The following is a 17601-nucleotide window of genomic DNA, read 5'->3' on the forward strand; positions in this document are numbered from 1 at the left end:
CCGGGAGGAGACCGACGATCGCGAGGTGAGCCACGATGACCCAGGCTTCGGAGGAGAGACGCCTCGACGCGGCGACCGCCCTTCTCGAACACGTCCACCGGATTCTCGACCTCTCCTTCGGCTTCGAGCTGTGGGACCGGCGGCGCGTGCCGGCCGATACGCCCGCCGACGGGCTGCGGATCGCCATCACCCACGAGGGTGCGGTGACGCGGCTCCTCAGGCGGCCGAAGGCGACGACGCTGATCGATCTCCACGCCGCCGGCTTCGTCGACATTCGCGGCGGCACGCTGTTCGATCTCGCCGAGCGGCGGCCGAAGGTGCGCACCAAGGCGATCCTGAAGACCCTCGACAAGGGGCTGCTGCTGCGTTCGCTGCTGCCGTTTCTTCTCGGAACGGCGCGGCTGCCGGCCGTCGCCTCCCTGACCGCCAAGGACGACGACGCCGCGACGGGCAGCCGGCGCGAGGACATCGAGTTCCATTACGACGTCTCGAACGACTTCTACAAACTCTTCCTCGATCCGGAGATGGTCTACACCTGCGGCTATTTCACGGACTGGGGCAACGATCTCGCGACGGCGCAGCGCGACAAGCTCGACATGATCTGCCGCAAGCTGCGCCTTAAGCCCGGCGACCGGATGCTCGACATCGGCTCGGGCTGGGGCGCGCTCGTCTGTCACGCGGCCGAGCACTACGGCGTGACCGCGCTCGGCGTCACGCTGTCGAGCGAGCAGTTGGCGCTCTCCCGGACGAAGGTCGCGGAACGCGGGCTCGCCGACCGGGTCCGCATCGAGTTGCAGGACTTCCGCATGCTCGAGGGTCAGTTCGACAAGATCTCCTCGATCGGCATGTTCGAACATGTCGGGATCGACAATCACGGCGCCTATTTCTCGACGATCGACCGGCTTCTCGCCGACGGCGGGCTCTATCTGCACCACGCCATCACCCGGCCGGGCAAGCTCGACCTGCGCAAATTTCGCAAGAAGAAGGCCGAATACAAGGCGATCACCAGCTACATCTTCCCCGGCGGCGAGCTCGACCACATCGGCTGGACCGCCACCAATCTCGAGGCGCATCGGTTCGAGATCCACGACGTCGAGGGCTGGCGTGAGCATTACGCGCGGACGACGGAATTCTGGGCGCGCAATCTGATCGCCCATCGCGAGGCGGCGGAGGCGATCGCCGGGCCGGCGAAGACGCGGATCTGGGTCCTCTATCTCGCCGGCGTCTCGCTCGCCTTCCGCAACGGGTCGGTATCGATCTTCCAGACGCTCGCCTCCAAGCGCCGGCGCGGCCCCTCGGGTCTGCCGCCGACACGAGCCGATCTCTATCGCTGAGGCGGCACCGCGCGCCCCGCGACGTCAGAAGGCGCTGCCGTCCTCGCGCAGGAACGCCTCCTCCTCGGGGCTCGACGGGCGGCCGAGGATGGCGTTGCGATGGGGGAAGCGGCCGAAGCGGGCGACGATGTCGCGGTGGCGATGGGCGAAGTCGAGGGCGTTCTCGAAATAGGCGAGGTTCGGCGAGGCGCGCCGGGCGGCCTCGGCGGTGATCGCCTCGAAGCGCTCGATCATCTCGTCCTGATCGGCGAGCCGTTCGGAATGCATCAGCGGCATGAAGACGAAGCTCGCGCGGAAGAGATCGCCCGCCACGGGATCGGCGAGTTCGGAGGCGTGGCGGGAGGCCTCGACCGCGAGGGCGTCGTGGGCATACATGCCCGGCGTGCCCCGATGGATGTTGCGCGGCAGCTGATCGAGCGCCACCACGACCGCGGTCGCGCTCGCCGGATCGCCCGGCCGCCAGCCGGCGGCGAGGCGCGCGGCGACGCGCTCGACCAACGCGCCGAACCGGGCGGCGATCTCGGCATCGATCGCCGCATCCTTGCCCCACCACCGGCGCAGGCGAACGTCACCCTCGGCCGGGACGACGTCGGAGAGGTCGCCGAACCAATAGGCGAGGAGATCTCGAAGCGCGGCGGCGTCGTTCGGCGCGTCCGTCATGCCAGCACCTGCCGGGAGATGGCGGCGGAATCGCGCGCGCCCCAGCGCGCGGAGATCCGACCGTCGGCGAATTCGAACCATTCCATCGCCGTGACCTCGTAGGTCTTGCCGGTCGGCGTCACGCCGGCGAGCCCCCGGAAGGGGCCGACGAAGCGGCCGGTCTCGCGACAGCGCACCGCCGCGCGGTCCTCGGTCACGATCATGTCGAGGATCTCGAGGCGCATGCTCATGCCGTGGTGAAGCTCGCTCCAGACCGGCTCGGCGACGTCGAGGTTTCCATGGCCGAGCACGCCCCAGATCTTCGGCTCGGGCGCGAAGATCTCTCGCAACCGCACCATGTCGAAGGCGTCGAGCGCCTCGACATAGGCCCGCACCAAGTCCTCGTTCCGCGACGCCGTCATGGTTGCGACCTTCTCCCTCTTCGATCCTGCGAACGCGTCGCATAGTCGACCGGGGCCGGTCACCGATCAAGACGGGAAACGAAAAAGGGCGCCCGTCGGGGCGCCCTTCGTTCGTCTCGAGGTCGGGAGCGATCAGCCTTCGGCCTTCTCGCCCTCTTCCTTCTTGATTTCCTGGCCGGTGGCCTGGTCGACGACCTTCATCGACAGGCGAACCTTGCCGCGCTCGTCGAAGCCGAGCAGCTTGACCCACACCTTCTGGCCTTCCTTGACCACGTCGGTGACCTTGCCGACCTTCTGGGGGGCGAGCTGGGAGATGTGGACGAGGCCGTCGCGCGAACCGAAGAAGTTCACGAAGGCGCCGAACTCCATGCACTTGACGACCGTGCCCTCGTAGATCGCGTTCAGCTCGGGCTCGGCCGCGATCGACTTGACCCAGTTGACCGCCGCCTTGATCTTCTTCTGATCGGCGGAGGACACCTTGACGGTGCCGTCGTCCTGGATGTCGACCTTGGCGCCGGTCTTCTCGACGATCTCGCGGATCACCTTGCCGCCCGAGCCGATCACTTCACGGATCTTGTCGGTCGGGATCTTGAAGGACTCGATGCGCGGGGCATGCTCGCCGAGCTCGGGACGGGCCGAGGTGATCGCCTTCGACATCTCGTTCAGGATGTGGATGCGACCGTCCTTGGCCTGACCGAGAGCGACCTTCATGATCTCCTCGGTGATGCCGGCGATCTTGATGTCCATCTGCAGCGAGGTCACGCCGTCGGCGGTGCCGGCCACCTTGAAGTCCATGTCGCCGAGGTGGTCCTCGTCACCGAGAATGTCGGTGAGGACGGCGAAGCGCTCGCCTTCCTTGATCAGGCCCATGGCGATGCCGGCGGTCGGCTGCTTGATCGGCACGCCCGCGTCCATCAGAGCGAGCGACGAGCCGCAGACGGTGGCCATCGACGAGGAGCCGTTCGACTCGGTGATCTCCGACACCAGACGGATGGTGTAGGGGAACTCGTGCTTGATCGGCAGGACCGGGTGGATGGCACGCCAAGCGAGCTTGCCATGGCCGATCTCGCGACGGCCGGGCGAACCCATGCGGCCGGTCTCGCCGACCGAGTAGGGGGGGAAGTTGTAGTGGAGCATGAAGTGCTCCTTGTAGGTCCCCGCCAGGGCGTCGACGAACTGCTCGTCCTCGCCGGTGCCCAGCGTCGCGACGACCAGAGCCTGGGTCTCGCCGCGGGTGAAGAGGGCGGAACCGTGGGCGCGCGGCAGGATGCCGACCTCGGCGCGGATCGGACGGACGGTGACGAGGTCACGGCCGTCGATGCGGGCGCCGGTGTCGAGGATGTTCCAGCGCACCACCTTGGCCTGGACTTCCTTGAAGGCGGTCGCGACCTTTTCCTTCTCGAACTTCGCCTCGCCGTCGGCGGGGACGAGCGCGGCCATCACCTTCGCCTTGACGGCGTCGACGGCCTTGTAGCGGTCCTGCTTGACGGTGATCTTGTAGGCGTCGCGCAGATCGGCTTCGGCGATCTCGAGCACCGCCTTCTCGACCTCGGAGAGATCGGGGGCGACGAAGTCGCGCGGCTCCTTGGCGGCCTTCTCGGCGAGACGGATGATCGCCTCGATCACCGGCTGGAAGCCGGCGTGGCCGAACATCACGGCACCGAGCATGACGTCCTCGGAGAGCTCCTTGGCTTCCGATTCGACCATCATGACGGCGTCTTGGGTGCCGGCGACGACGAGATCGAGCTTGTTCTCGGTCTCTTCGTCGAGCTGCGGGTTCAGCACGTATTCGCCGTTGATGTAGCCGACGCGGGCGCCGCCGATCGGGCCCATGAAGGGCACGCCGGAGAGGGTCAGCGCGGCGGAGGCGGCGACCATGGCGACGACGTCGGGGGCGTTCTCGAGATCATGGGAGAGAACGGTGACGATCACCTGGGTGTCGCACTTGAAGCCCTCGACGAAGAGGGGGCGGATCGGGCGGTCGATCAGGCGGGAGATCAGGGTCTCGGCCTCGGAGGGACGGCCCTCGCGCTTGAAGTAGCCGCCCGGGATCTTGCCGGCCGCGAAGGCCTTTTCCTGGTAGTTGACGGTCAGCGGGAAGAAGTCCTGGCCGGGCTTCGGCTCCTTCATCGCCACGACGGTGGCGAGGACGGTGGTCTCGCCATAGGTGGCGAGCACGGCGCCGTCGGCCTGACGGGCGATCTTGCCGGTCTCGAGCACGAGCGTGCGGCCGGCCCAGTCGATGACTTCGCGATGGATGTCGAACATGTGTCTTCGGTCCTCACGGAGCGCGTCCCTATGACGGCTCCGCATCTTGTTCGCGCGCGGGACGCCGAAGCGGCATCCTCGCGCGCCTGTCACGGGCGGACGGGAAACCCCGTCCGATGGACCATGAGCAAGACGGCGGGGGGCTCTGCCCGATCCGGGCGCGGAGCCCCCGGCGATCCTGCCATGGTCCGCGAGCGCTTCCGGCGGCGACCCGATACGCGGCACCCGGAAGCACGAGACGGAGATCACTCCCCGTCGGAGAGAGACGGAGCGGCGCGAGCGCCGCTCCGAAGGTCGATCGTCGGCGCGGGACGGACCCCGCGCCGTGGCGTCAGCGGCGCAGGCCGAGACGCTCGATCAGAGACTTGTAGCGCGCTTCGTCCTTCGACTTCAGATAGTCGAGAAGCGAGCGGCGCGACGAGACCATCTTCAGGAGGCCACGACGGGAGTGGTTGTCCTTGGCGTGGGTCTTGAAGTGCTCGGTGAGGTTGACGATCCGCTCGGTCAGGACCGCGACCTGCACTTCCGGCGAGCCGGTGTCGCCTTCCTTGGTCGCGTACTGCTTGACGAGTTCGAGCTTGCGTTCAGCCGTGATCGACATCGTGAGATCATCCTTTCGGGTGAGACAAACGAACATGGCCCCGCCGGGATGTCGTCCAGCGGGGTCGGCGCGCGGGTCTTATGCACGAAAGAGGACCGGAACGCCACACAAAACGCCGCGAGGTCGGGCCCGCCGCGATCATCGCGCCGCCGGCAGGCGCCGAGCGGCGGTCGCGGCCTCCCCGAGGCGGCGTTTCAGCCGTTCGGCGACGTCGTCGAGCCGGCATTCCCAGATCACCATCACCCGGAAGCCACGGGCCCGAAGGGCGCGGATCGCGGCCGCGTCGCGGGCGCGATTGGCGGTGAATTTAGCCTCCCAGAAGGCGCGATTGTTCTTCGGGATCGTGGCGCGGCGGCAGCCGGTGTGGTGATGCCAGAAGCAGCCGTCGACGAAGATCGCGAAGCGGCGGCGGGCATTGGCGAAATCGGGGCTGCCGGGCAGGCCCTTCACGTTGCGGCGATAGGCGATGCCGAGATCGCGCAAGGCGCGCGCCACCACCTCCTCCGGCGCGGTGCGCTTCTGGCGGACCCGGCCGAGGAGCGCCGCGCGTTCCGGCGATTGCGGGATCGGGCGCGGCGGGCGGGCGGGCTTCGGCGCATCCTCCGCCATTTCGTCACTCCGCCGCGAGCGCCGTCGCCGCGCCGCGCATCCGGTCGAGATGGGCGGCGACGCGGTCGCGGAAGCCGGTCGGCAGGCGCAGGCTGGTGCGGTCGAGCCGCGACAGGAAGCCGGCGCTGGCGCGGACGGAGAGCGGCTTGCCGGGATGGCGCAGAAAGGCGGCGAGCGGGGGGCGGGCCGCGAAGACCGGATGGGCGCCGATCGCCACCGCGCGACGGCCGGTGCCGTCGAAACGGGCGGCGTCGGGCCAACGCTCGGCCGCGCCGAGATCGCGATCACGGGCCGCGTCGTAACGGCCGGGCCGGGCGAGCCGTTCGCCGATCCAGGCGGCGACGGGCACCGAGACGGCATTGCCGACCAGCGACCAGCGAAAGCGGGCGAGCCCGGCGGCGGTGGCGGCGGCGGTCCAATCCTCGGGGAAGCCCTGGAGGCGCTCGGCGTCGCGGATGTCGGGGGTGACGATGGCGCCGTCGGCCATCAGGATCGCCGGCGGCGAGGGAATGCCGACGGAGGAGCCGTTCTTCAACGTCGGCACGCAGTCCTGGCCCCAGCCGAGGCCGCGAATGCCCTCGGTCCAGTAGAAGCCGTGGGCGTGGGTGTCGAGCGCGGTCGCGGGCGACGTCGGCTCGGCCTCGTCGACGAGCAGGATCTCGGCCGGGTCGATCGTCCGGCTCGCCAGCATGAAGACGCGGCGGCGGCGCTGCGGCAGGAAGGCGAGCGTGTCGACGGTGCGATAGGCCCAGCGAAAGCCGCGCGCCTCGAAGGCCTCGACGAGCTTCGCCATGGCCGAACCGCCGTCGAGGCGCAGCATGAAGGAGACGTTCTCGAGCAGGACATGGGCGGGGCGCGCCACGTCCATCAGGCGGAAGACGTGATCGACCAGGCTCGACTTGGCCCCGGCCATGCCGAGGGTGCGGCCGGCCTGGGAGAGATCCTGGCAGGGAAAGCCGGCGGTCATCAGATCATGCGCCGGTAGGCTCTCGATCGCGCGAACGTCGGGCAGGATCGGGGTCTCGGGGAAGCGGTCGGCGAGCACGGTGGCGGCGGGGCGCCAGACCTCGCAGAAGATCTCGGCCGCATGGCCCCCGGCGGCGAGCCCGCTCTCGAGGCCGCCGATCCCGGCGAACAGTCCCGCGATGCGCATGTGGGTCCGCCCTCTGCCTCGAATCGCCCTCATCCTCGAGGCGGGCGAGGGGCGCGTCAAGCGAGAGGCGCCCCACATGGTGCGAGGACGCCCCGTCCCCGTTCAACCCTCGCGCAGGGGCGGCAGCGGATCGGCGTGGCGGAAGGCGAAGCGGGAATAGCCGAACCAGGAGACGAACATCGCCACCCCCGTGCCGACCACCGCCGCGACCGGCGGCAACAGGTCGTCCCAACCGTCGATCATGCGATCGAGCGTATAGAGGGTCGCGGCATAGACGCCGTAATTGACCAGCGCCGCGCCGACCGCCACCGCGACGTAACGCGCGCCCTCGGCGACCACGGCGCGGGCGTCGGTGGTCTTGGCGTGCACCTTCCAGGTCCAGCGCCGGTTGATCATCCAAGTGGAGAACATCGCCACGGCGATGGCGAAGACGCGGGCGACATAGGGGTTCACGCCGAAGCCGGCGGACAGCAGCGTCAGCGTGCCGACGTCGATCGCGAAGCCGATGCCGCCGGTCATGGCGAACTTCAGGATGCGCTCGAGGCGCGCGCGAAGGGCGGGCGAGAGGGAGGCGGGCAGCGTGATCATCGGGTCTCGATCGCGAGGGTTTGCGGCGTTTTCGAGGGCGAGCGCGGCGAAACGCGGCGTTTCGCCCGCTTTCCTGCCTTCGGCGCGAGTTCCCCGTTGACCGGGGCGGCGGGTTCGGACAACACATCGCAGATGGATCGCCCACGCAAGCCCCCGAAAAACTCCGGACGCCCGACCGACGCCCCCCGGCGCGATCGCGGCCCCGCGCGCCCCGCCGCCGCGGCCGAGCCGCCGCGCCGATCGCCGAAACCGGCGCCGCGCGTCGAGACGGCGGAAGCGATCGATCCGCCGCGTCCGCCGATCGATCCGGCCGCCTTCTCCGGTGCCCGCGCGAGCGGCGACGCGCTCGCCGCGATCATGCTCGAGACCGACGGCTGGGCCGACTATCAGTTGCTCGACAGTGGCTTCGGCCGCAAGCTCGAGCGCTACGGCCACATCCGCATCGTCCGGCCGGAGGAACAGGCGCTGTGGGCGCCGCGCCTCTCGGAAGCCGAGTGGGCGCGGGCCGACGCGGTCTTCACCGGCGACGTCGAGGAGGAGGGGCCGGGCCGCTGGCGCTTCCCGAAGCCGCTGCCGGAGACCTGGCCGATGAGCTTCGACCCGGTCAAATTCTCCTGCCGCTTCACCTCGTTCCGCCACACCGGCGTCTTCCCCGAGCAGGTGGCGCATTGGCAATGGATGCGGGCGGCGATCGGCCGGGCGGTGGCGGCCGGGCGCAAGCCCCGGCTCCTCAATCTCTTCGGCTATACCGGCCTCGCCAGTCTGGTGGCGGCGGCCGCGGGCGCCGAGGTGACCCATGTCGACGCCTCCAAGAAGTCGATCGCCTGGGCGCGCGAGAACCAGGGCGAGAGCGGGCTCGACCATCTGCCGATCCGCTGGATCTGCGACGACGCGATGAAATTCGTCCAGCGCGACGTCCGCCGTGGCGCGCGCTACGACGCGATCGTGCTCGATCCGCCCAAATATGGGCGCGGCACCAACGGCGAGGTCTGGCAGTTGTTCGAGCATCTGCCGGAGATGCTGCGCGCCTGCCGGACGCTTCTTTCCGACGATCCGATCGGGCTGATCCTGACGGTCTACGCGATGCGCTCGTCCTATGCCTCGTTCCACGAGTTGACGGCGGAGACGATGGCCGGGCGCGGCGGGCATCTCGCCTCGGGCGAACTGTTCCTGCGCGAGGCCGAGGCGGCGGCGACGCCGGTCAGGCGGCGGCTGGCGACCTCGCTGTGGGTGCGCTGGACGCCGGAGGAGACACGATGAGCGACCACCGACCGCCGCGCGACGCCTCGCGCGATCTCTACCGCCGCTCCGGCGCGCGCAAGGCCCCTCCCCCGGCGGCGGCCCCGCGCGAGAGCGAGGGCACGGTCAAGGAAGTGACCAGCCTCGCCAATCCGGTGGTGAAGGAGCTGCGCGCCCTCCACATGAAGAAGGAGCGCGCCGAGAGCGGGCTCTTCCTCGCCGAGGGGCTGAAGCTCGTCACCGACGCGCTGGAAGAAGGCTGGCCGATCCGCACGCTGGTCCATGCCGCCCGGGTCAAGGATCAGCCGCTGGTGAAGCGGGCGGTGGCGACCGCGAAGGCGCGCGGCGCGCTGGTGCTCGAGACCTCCGACGAGGTGCTGACCAAGATCTGCCGGCGCGACAATCCACAGATGGTGGTGGCCGCCTTCGAACAGAAGATCGGCCGGCTCGCCGATCTGACGAACCCGACCGGAGTGTGGGTGGCGCTCGAGGGCGTCAAGGATCCCGGCAATCTCGGCACGATCGTCCGCACGGTCGATTCGGTCGGCGCCTCCGGCGTGATCCTCCTCGGCGACACCACCGATCCCTTCGCGCTGGAAGCGGTGCGGGCGACGATGGGCTCGCTCTTCCACGTGCCGCTCTACGCCGCGAGCCTCGAGGACTTCGTCGCCTGGAAGCGCGCGACCGGGATCGGCGTCTGGGGGACACATCTCAAGGGGGCGGTCGACTACCGCTCGGTCGATTGGCCGGAGACCTGTGTGCTGATGATGGGCAACGAGCAGTCGGGCATCTCCGACGCCCATGTCGCGGCCTGCGACGGCATCGTCAAGATCCCGATGGCGGGCCGCGCCGACAGTCTCAATCTGGCCGTCGCCACGGCGGTGACGCTCTACGAGATCCGGCGGTCGCGGCTCACGGTGTGAGCCGGCGGACCTTGTCCCGGACGGCGAAGCCTCCCACATCCGGCCGACTTGCGCCGCCCCGCGAAGGGTGGTCTCCTGCCACGAATCCGCGGCACCCCGAGGGGCGCGCGGCCCACCACGAGAGAACCCCCCATGGCGGCCCGAAAGATCCTCATCTGTGACGACGACGGCGATCTGCGCGAAGCCCTCGTCGAGCAGCTGTCGCTCTATGAAGAATTCGAGACGACCGACGTCGACGGTGCCACCAAGGCGATCCAGATCGCGCGCGCCGAGCCGATCGATCTCCTGATCATGGACGTCGGCCTGCCGGAGATGGACGGGCGCGAGGCGGTCAAGCTGTTGCGCAAGGGCGGGTTCAAGGCGCCGATCATCATGTTGACCGGCCACGACACCGAGTCCGACACGATCCTCGGCCTCGAGGCCGGCGCCAACGACTATGTCGCCAAGCCGTTCAAGTTCGCCGTGCTGCTCGCGCGCATACGCGCTCACCTGCGCCAGCACGAACAGACCGAGGACGCGGTCTTCACGATCGGCCGCTACACGTTCCGTCCCTCCTCCAAGCTCCTCGTCGAGGAGAAGGGCGGCAAGGTGCGCCTGACCGAGAAGGAGACGGCGATCCTCAAATATCTCTACCGCGCCGGCGACAAGGCGGTCTCGCGCGACGTGCTGCTGCACGAGGTGTGGGGCTACAACTCGGGCGTCACCACCCATACGCTCGAGACCCACATCTATCGCCTGCGCCAGAAGATCGAGCGCGATCCCTCCAACGCCGAACTCCTCGTCACCGAGGCCGGCGGCTACAAGCTGGTTCCCTGACCCGCCGCCCAAGGAGCGCTCCCCGCCGCCATGGCCCTCGACCGCGATCTCGAACTCCTCACCAGCGTCGCCTTCTTCGAAGGGATTTCGGCGGAAGCGCTGAAGCTCATCGCCTTCAGCGCCGATCCGCGCGAATTCGCCGACAAGGACCGGGTGTTTACCGCCGGGGACGTCGCCGAGGGCGGTCTGATGGTGATCGAGGGGCGGATCGACCTCGTCGACGAGCGCGTCACCCCGCCCAAGGTGGTCGAGCGGCTCGGACCGGGCAGCCTGATCGGCGAGATCGCCCTGATCGTCGAGACGCGGCGGCCGCGATCGGCGATCGCGGTCGGCCGCGCCAAGGTGCTCTCGATCCGGCGTGCCCTGTTCCGGCGCATGCTCGAGGGCTATCCCGACATCGCCGCGCTGCTCGAGGCGCGGATCGCCGAGCGGCTCACCCATCTCGCGCCGCAGATCGGCCGGATCGGTGAGCGCATGAAGGCGATCGGCGAGGGGTGAACCCCGCCGACCGCTCCACTTTTCCACGTCAGGCGCCGAGCGCCTTCTCGAGGACGCGAGCGAGACGGCGGCCGTAGTCGGCCGGATCGTCCGGGGTCTCGCCGTCGGCGATGCGCGCCTGGGCGAGCAGGAGGTGACCGGCGTCCTCGACCATGGCCTCGTCGGTGCCGATCCGGGCGGCGACGGCGGCGATCAGGGCGTGGTGCGGGTTGATCTCGAGCACCGGCTTGGCGAAGGGCGAGGCGCCCTGGTGCCGCGCCATGATCTTCTCGAACTGCTTGTCGGGGCCGAATTCGCCGGCGACCAGGCAGACCGGGCTCGACGCCAGGCGCGACGACGTGCGCACGTCGGAGACCTTGTCGGCGAGCATCTCCTTGAGCTTGGCGACCAGACCGGCGATGCCGGCGGCCTCGGGCTCGGCCGGCTTCTCGGCCTCGTCGGAGACCGGGATGGCGTCGAGATCGCTCGCCCCTTGGGTCACCGACTGGAACGGCTTGCCGTCGAAGCCGAGCGCGGTGCGGACCCAGAAGGCATCGACCGGATCGGTCAGCAGCAACACCTCGACGCCGCGCGCCTTGAAGCCCTCGATGTGCGGGCTCGCCTCGGCGCGGGCGAGGTCGTCGGCGAGGATGTAGTAGATCTTGGTCTGGTTCTCCTTCAGCGCGGCGACGTAGTCCTTCAGCGACCGGGTGCCCTCGCCGCTCGTCGTCGTCTTGAAGCGGGCGATGCGGAAGAGCTCGTCGCGACGCTCGGCGTCCTCGTAGATGCCCTCCTTCATCACCGCGCCGAAGGCCTCCCACAGGCCGGCGAACTTCTCCGGATCGCTCTCGGCGGTCTTGGCGAGTTCGGAGAGGAGGCGCGAGGTGACGTTCTTGCGGATCGCCTCCAGCACCGGATTGTGCTGCAGCATCTCGCGCGAGAGGTTGAGCGGCAGGTCCTCGCTGTCGATCACGCCGCGGGCGAAGCGCAGCCAATGGGGCAGGAGATCGACGTCGTCGGCGATGAAGACGCGGCGGACGTAGAGCTTGAGATGCCCCTTGCGCGCCGGGTCGAAGAGATCGAACGGCTTCATCGACGGCACGAACAGCAGAACCGAATATTCGTGGCGGCCCTCGGCGCGGTAGTGGATGGTCAGCGCCGGCTCGTCCCACTGGCCGGAGACGTTGCCGTAGAATTCCTTGTAGGCCTCCGGGGTGATCTCGCTCTTCGGCCGCGCCCACAGGGCCGAGCCGTCGGAGAGGTTCTCGACTTCCTCGCCGACCGCGACGAAGCGGACCGGCACCGGCACATGGGCCGAATAGGTCTCGACGATGCGCTCGACGGTCGCCTTCTCGGCGTAGCTCTTGCTCTCGTCGTTCAGCTCGAGGCGGATCACCGTGCCGCGCGCGGGCGCCTCGGCCTCGGTGGCGGGGTGCACCTCGTAGCCGTCGATGCCGTTGGAGATCCAGGTCCAGGCCTGATCCGAACCGGCGCGGCGCGAGGTCACGACCACCCGGTTCGCCACCATGAAGGCGGAATAGAAGCCGACGCCGAACTGGCCGATCAGGTTGGAGGACTTTCCGCCACTCTCGCCGACCGCCTCGAGGAAGGCCTTGGTGCCGGACTTGGCGATGGTGCCGAGGTTCTCGATCAGTTCGTCGCGGCTCATGCCGATGCCGTTGTCGGCGACGGTGAGGGTGGCGGCGTCGCCGTCGGCGGCGAGCGTGATGGCGAGGTCGCCGTCGTCGCCGAGCAACGTCGGGGTCTCGAGCGCGAGATAGCGCAGCTTCTCGCAGGCGTCGGCGGCGTTGGAGATCAGTTCGCGCAGGAAGATGTCACGGTTGGAATAGACCGAATGCACCATCAGATGCAGCAGGCGCGAGACTTCCGCCTGAAAGGCGTGGGTTTCCTTCGGATGGTCGATCGTGTCCGTCATCGTCGGTCTCTTCGAACTCTCTTGAAAAATGGCGCGAGGAACGGCCGCAACGGGGCCCGTCGCTGCCGATATCGGGGGGATTTCGTCGTCTTTCAAGTGGCGATCGGCATGGCGCGCACGCGATCGTCGAGCTTCGGCGAGCCGCGCCCGATCGACGCGCCCCCGGGCACCGGGAGCGTTGTAATTTTACGCACACAACGAGAACAAGACTGAAATTTCCCAATGAAACGTAGAGTCAACTCCACTGAGGAAGGGCGGAATTTGACGTAAGGTCAAAGACTTCATTTCTCGATTTCACTTCGGTCAACGCCTTCTTAAGGCAACTGCGCCATTGATGAGCAAACATGGAATCACTCGAGACCGTCGATGCATCACGCCGTCCCGACGTTCCCATCGCCGTCCCTCCCCCGCCCCAGCCGGTGCCTGCGCGCAGACCGGAGCGGGAGCGCGGATCGCCGCCGGATGCACGCGCCATGATCATGAGCCTGGGCGAGGGCCGGCGGGAGGCTGGCGCACCGGAGGAGACGATCGGGTTCCGAAACCGACTGCGGACCCGTCTCTTCGTGGTGATGGCCCTGTCCGGCGGCATCCTGCTCGCGACCGGCGGGGTCGGCCTGCACTATGTCGACGAGGTCGGCCAGACGCTGCGCCGGTCCACCGAGATCACCGCCCCGCTCCTGTCCGACGTATTGGAAATGACCCAGGCCGGGCGGCGCGTACGCGCCTCGATCCATGCGGCGGCGGAACAATGCACCGGCCTCGACGCGGCGCGCGGCGAACTTCAGGCCTTCGAGGCGTCCTCGGCGGTGCTCCTGCGCAACCTGCGGGCCCGCGCCGAGAAATTGAAGGCGGAGAACGATCTCGATCGCATCGCCGATGTCGAAAACCGCTTCGTCACGATCGGCGAGAACATCCTGGGTTCCTGCGTCCGCACGTCGATGCTGGTCGGCCGCATCATGGCCGCGGGCGACACGGTGCAGGCCGACATCACCGACATGGCGGCGATCGCCGACACGATCGAGGAGAAGCTCACGCTGCCGCTGCGGACCGGGGACGAGCCGCGCCGGCACGAACGCAACCTCTTCGCGGATCTCTCGCCGCTGACGCGGCTGCGCTCCGACCTCGGCGGCTTCATCGGCATCGGCGAACTCGTCTCGGTGCTGAACACCGACGCCGCCGTGGCCGCCTTCGAAAACCGCCGGACCGACAAGTTGCGCGACCTCACCGCCGACGTCGAGCGTCTCCGTCCGGTGATGGGCGAACTCGGGATGGACGACGACCACGGGCGCCTGATCGATCTCGTCGCCGACCTCGCCGACCGGGTCGTCGGCGGCAACGGCCTGATGACGGTGCAACGCGCGCTCACCGATGCCCGTGCGACGATGGCCGCGCAGCGGTTGGAGCTCGGGACCATCGACGACGACTATTTCCGCTCGGTGCGCGGTTTCGAGGAGACCGCGCGACGGCTCGACAGGCTCGCCCAGCGGCAGGTGGTGACCAGCACGCGCGAGGCCTATGTCGCCGTGGCCACCACCTCGCTGGTTCTGCTGCTCTTCGCGTTGGCGACCGCGCTCGACGTGGCGCGGCGCGTGACGGTTCCGATCGAGCGCTTCACCGACCATGTGCGCCGCCTGCGCGGGCTCGAGGACCTGGAACGGCCGTTGTGCCGCACGCTGGTGCGGCGCACCGACGAGATCGGCCTGCTGGCGCGCTCCTTCGCCCGGCTGACAAACGCCCTCAGTGACGCGCGACGCCGCCTCGAGGCGGAGGCCGAGGCGCGCATCCTGCGCCAATACGATCGTCTCCAGAGCGCGATCGCCACCATGCCGCAGGGCTTCTACCTGCTCGATTCCGACGAGCGAATGGTGGTGTGGAACGACAGTCTCCTGCACATGTACGGGCTGCGGCCCGGCGAGGTGACGGTGGGCATGCCGATCACGGCGGTGGTCGAGCGCACCCGGGAGCTGGGGGTGTTCCTTCCGGCGTGGCGGACGGAGCCCTTGTTCCGTCGCGCCATGACCGATCATCAGCCGTATCAGCGGGTCGACGAACTGCCCGACGGGCGCACCATCGTCGTCACGGCCTCACCGACCTCGGACGGCGGCGTCGCGGTGACCCACGAGGACGTGACCTCGCGGCGGCGGGTGGAGGCGGAGATCGAGCAACTGGTCCGGTTCGACACCGCCACCGGCCTCGCCAACCGCACCTCCTTCCAGGATCGCATCGGCCTGGCGCTGAGCGAGCGCGAGGAGGAGGAGCAGATCGCCCTCCTCTACGTCGACCTCGATCACTTCAAGACGGTCAACGACAGTCTCGGCCACAAGACCGGCGATCGGCTGCTGGCGGAGGTCGCGGCGCGCATCATCGAGTGCACCGGCGAATGGGACCACGCCGGCCGTCTCGGCGGCGACGAATTCGCGGTGCTGCAGACGCGCCTGTTCCAGCCGATGGCGGCGACCGACCTCGCCCGTCGCCTGCACGAGAGCATCTCCCAGCCCTACGACATCGACGGCGCCCAGATCGTGGTCGGGGCCAGCATCGGAATCGCGGTCGCCCCCGACGACGCGCTCGCCGCCGACACGCTTCTCGCCCACGCCGACATGGCGCTCTACCGAGCCAAGTCGGAGGGGCGCGGCATCACCCGGTTCTTCGAGCCGGAGATGGACGCGCACATGCAGATGCGCCGGATGCTCGAGCTCGACCTGCGCGGGGCACTCGAGCGCAACGAATTCGAGCTCCACTATCAGCCCGTCGTCGGCGCGGCGAGCGCGCGGATCGAGGGCTTCGAGGCACTGCTGCGCTGGCGTCATCCCGAGCGCGGACTGGTGTCGCCGGTCGACTTCATCCCGGTCGCGGAAGAGATCGGGCTGATCGGCGACATCGGCGCCTGGGTGCTGCGCGAGGCGACGCGGGTGGCGGCGGGGTGGCCCGACGATCTGCGAATCGCGGTCAACATCTCGCCGGTGCAGATCAAGACGCGCGCTCTGGTGCTCGACGTCCTCGCGGCGATCGGCCGGTCCGGCCTCCGGCCCGACCGATTGGAACTCGAGATCACCGAGGGAATGTTGCTGGTGGACACCGAGGCGACGCTGGCGACGCTGGCGCAGTTCCGCGACATCGGCGTGCGCATCGCCATGGACGACTTCGGCACCGGCTATTCGAGCCTCGGCTATCTGCGCCGCTTCGCCTTCGACAAGGTCAAGATCGACCAGTCCTTCGTGCGCGATCTCGGGGAGACCGCCGATTCGGTGGCGATCGTGCGGGCGGTGACCAGCCTCTGCTCGAGTCTGGGGATCACGACCACGGCGGAAGGCGTGGAGACGGAGGCGCAACGCGACCGCCTACGCCTCGAGGGCTGCGATCAGTTCCAGGGCTGGCTCTACGGCCGGCCGATGCCGGAGGCGGAAGTGGCGGCCCATCTGACGGCGCAAGCGGACACGGTGGGGTCGAGCGTCTTCTCGATCCGTCATCCCCGGGGACGGCACGGCCATTGAGTGGGAGAGCTTGCAAGCCGGCGCGCCATCGCATATGAAGTGCGCGCTTCCCTCCGGGGATGCGGAGAGGTGGCCGAGTGGTTGAAGGCGCACGCCTGGAAAGTGTGTATACGTGAAAGCGTATCAAGGGTTCGAATCCCTTTCTCTCCGCCATAATTTCTTGTTTTTATTGCTGAATTCTAGTTCGTGGCGGTCATGGTGAATAGCCTGGGACTGTCGAAGGGTCATCGCCCCGACCATCCGGCCGCGTGACCACGAGACCCATTCGGTACCGGAAACGACTCCCGACCTGATCGAATATCTCTCGGGATGGTGACGTCCCCTGGAGTGGCGTAGGAGCGCCGACCTTCGGTCGGGTCCGAAGTGGGCTCAGGCCGCCACGGCAGGCAGCTTGATGAGCGGATCGTCGCTCACCGGCTTCAATCCTTCCCGCGTCATGTAGCGGCGGCATACCGCCCGCTCGTCATTCTGCTCGAGCATCAGCGCGCCACCAAGCGGACGACGGCCTTGGCATTTTGGGAAGAGGCCGACGACGTCGGATCGACGCTTCAGCTCGCCGTTCAGCCGCTCGATCGGATCGGTCGAGGCGATCCGAGCCCAATGTTCGCGCGGGAAGGCCATGTAGGCGAGCATGTCGTCTCGGGCTTCGTCCATCATCGCGGCGAGTTTCGGGGATTTCTCCCGCAGCGCGTCGCGACCTGATGCCACTGCTCGCGGGCCGCCTCGGCGCTCTCCTGGGCGAAGATCGTCTTCAGAAGCGCCACGACCGCCGGTCGTCGCATCGGCCCGGCGTGGGCGAGCGCGTTGCGCATCCAATGAACCCGACACCGCTGCTGCGTGGCGTGCAACACCTCGGCGGCGGCGGCGCGCAGTCCCTTGTGATCGTCGGCGACGACGAGGCGGACGCCGCGCAGGCCGCAGTCGGCGAGCGAGCGGAGGAAGCCCTTCCCAGAACACCTCGGCTTCCGATGGGCCGGTGGCGACGCCGAGCACCTCGCGGCGGCCGTCGGTGTTGACGCCGACCGCGATTATCGCCGCCGTCGACGCGCTCGTCGTCCTCGTCAGGTTCAGCTTCGCAACCGAACCCTACGCGAAGATCGAC

Annotated in this window: 14 protein-coding genes, 1 tRNA gene and 1 pseudogene; 7 read left to right on the forward strand and 9 right to left on the reverse strand. The window is 68.6% G+C overall.

What is annotated here, in order from left to right; all coding sequences use genetic code 11:
- Nucleotides 1-35 precede the first annotated feature (35 nt).
- Nucleotides 36-1334, forward strand: coding sequence for an SAM-dependent methyltransferase (locus J3S89_RS22630; protein ID WP_217931795.1), 1299 nt, complete (start codon nt 36-38; stop codon nt 1332-1334).
- 24 nt (nt 1335-1358) lie between these two features.
- On the opposite strand, the gene J3S89_RS22635 is transcribed toward J3S89_RS22630, so the two are convergent.
- The 7 genes from J3S89_RS22635 to J3S89_RS22665 form a co-directional block, all read right to left on the reverse strand.
- Complete coding sequence (locus J3S89_RS22635) at nt 1359-1994, reverse strand: DUF924 family protein (protein WP_217931797.1); 636 nt, start codon at nt 1992-1994, stop codon at nt 1359-1361.
- Nucleotides 1991-2395 carry an ester cyclase gene (locus tag J3S89_RS22640; protein ID WP_217931799.1) on the reverse strand — a complete coding sequence of 135 codons (405 nt, stop codon included), beginning with the start codon at nt 2393-2395 and terminating at the stop codon, nt 1991-1993. The genes J3S89_RS22635 and J3S89_RS22640 overlap by 4 nt, the downstream gene beginning before the upstream one ends.
- Nucleotides 2396-2527: 132 nt before the next feature.
- Nucleotides 2528-4663, reverse strand: a complete 2136-nt coding sequence (gene pnp / locus J3S89_RS22645) for a polyribonucleotide nucleotidyltransferase (protein ID WP_217931801.1) — start codon at nt 4661-4663, stop codon at nt 2528-2530.
- A 331-nt stretch (nt 4664-4994) separates the two neighbouring features.
- Complete coding sequence (gene rpsO, locus J3S89_RS22650; protein ID WP_217931803.1) at nt 4995-5264, reverse strand: 30S ribosomal protein S15; 270 nt, start codon at nt 5262-5264, stop codon at nt 4995-4997.
- Nucleotides 5265-5402: 138 nt separating this feature from the next.
- Nucleotides 5403-5873 (reverse strand): very short patch repair endonuclease, encoded by a 471-nt coding sequence (locus J3S89_RS22655; RefSeq protein ID WP_217931805.1) that lies wholly within the window; start codon nt 5871-5873, stop codon nt 5403-5405.
- 4 nt (nt 5874-5877) lie between these two features.
- Nucleotides 5878-7026 carry a DNA cytosine methyltransferase gene (locus tag J3S89_RS22660; protein WP_217931807.1) on the reverse strand — a complete coding sequence of 383 codons (1149 nt, stop codon included), beginning with the start codon at nt 7024-7026 and terminating at the stop codon, nt 5878-5880.
- Nucleotides 7027-7128: 102 nt separating this feature from the next.
- Nucleotides 7129-7614 carry a GtrA family protein gene (locus J3S89_RS22665; protein ID WP_217931809.1) on the reverse strand — a complete coding sequence of 162 codons (486 nt, stop codon included), beginning with the start codon at nt 7612-7614 and terminating at the stop codon, nt 7129-7131.
- Nucleotides 7615-7746: 132 nt separating this feature from the next.
- Here J3S89_RS22665 and J3S89_RS22670 point away from each other — a divergent pair, with 132 nt between their 5' ends.
- From J3S89_RS22670 to J3S89_RS22685, 4 genes are all read left to right on the forward strand, one after another.
- Nucleotides 7747-8874: a class I SAM-dependent methyltransferase gene (locus tag J3S89_RS22670; protein WP_217931811.1), complete on the forward strand. Its 1128-nt coding sequence runs from the start codon at nt 7747-7749 to the stop codon at nt 8872-8874.
- Nucleotides 8871-9776: a TrmH family RNA methyltransferase gene (locus J3S89_RS22675; RefSeq protein ID WP_217931813.1), complete on the forward strand. Its 906-nt coding sequence runs from the start codon at nt 8871-8873 to the stop codon at nt 9774-9776. Before J3S89_RS22670 ends, J3S89_RS22675 begins: the two co-directional genes overlap by 4 nt.
- A gap of 132 nt (nt 9777-9908) precedes the next feature.
- A complete protein-coding gene (locus tag J3S89_RS22680; protein ID WP_217931815.1) occupies nt 9909-10592 on the forward strand; it encodes a response regulator transcription factor in 684 nt (227 codons plus the stop codon).
- A 30-nt stretch (nt 10593-10622) separates the two neighbouring features.
- Entirely contained in the window at nt 10623-11090 is a 468-nt protein-coding gene (locus J3S89_RS22685; protein WP_217931817.1) for a cyclic nucleotide-binding domain-containing protein, read from the forward strand.
- Between the two features lie 28 nt (nt 11091-11118).
- Here the strand turns inward: J3S89_RS22685 and htpG are convergent, their stop codons facing one another.
- Complete coding sequence (gene htpG / locus J3S89_RS22690) at nt 11119-13005, reverse strand: molecular chaperone HtpG (RefSeq protein WP_217931819.1); 1887 nt, start codon at nt 13003-13005, stop codon at nt 11119-11121.
- A gap of 473 nt (nt 13006-13478) precedes the next feature.
- On the opposite strand from htpG, the gene J3S89_RS22695 reads away from it, so the two are divergent.
- Both J3S89_RS22695 and J3S89_RS22700 read left to right on the forward strand, forming a co-directional pair.
- Entirely contained in the window at nt 13479-16499 is a 3021-nt protein-coding gene (locus J3S89_RS22695; RefSeq protein ID WP_217931821.1) for a putative bifunctional diguanylate cyclase/phosphodiesterase, read from the forward strand.
- A 63-nt stretch (nt 16500-16562) separates the two neighbouring features.
- Nucleotides 16563-16652, forward strand: a tRNA-Ser gene (locus J3S89_RS22700).
- Nucleotides 16653-16868: 216 nt separating this feature from the next.
- Here J3S89_RS22700 and J3S89_RS23300 read toward each other — a convergent pair.
- Nucleotides 16869-17543, reverse strand: a pseudogene (locus J3S89_RS23300) (IS256 family transposase); the annotation flags it as partial.
- Nucleotides 17544-17601: the final 58 nt, after the last annotated feature.

Origin of the sequence: Pinisolibacter aquiterrae, assembly GCF_019160155.1 — a bacterium.
GTDB classification, from domain to species: Bacteria; Pseudomonadota; Alphaproteobacteria; order Rhizobiales; family Ancalomicrobiaceae; genus Pinisolibacter; species Pinisolibacter aquiterrae.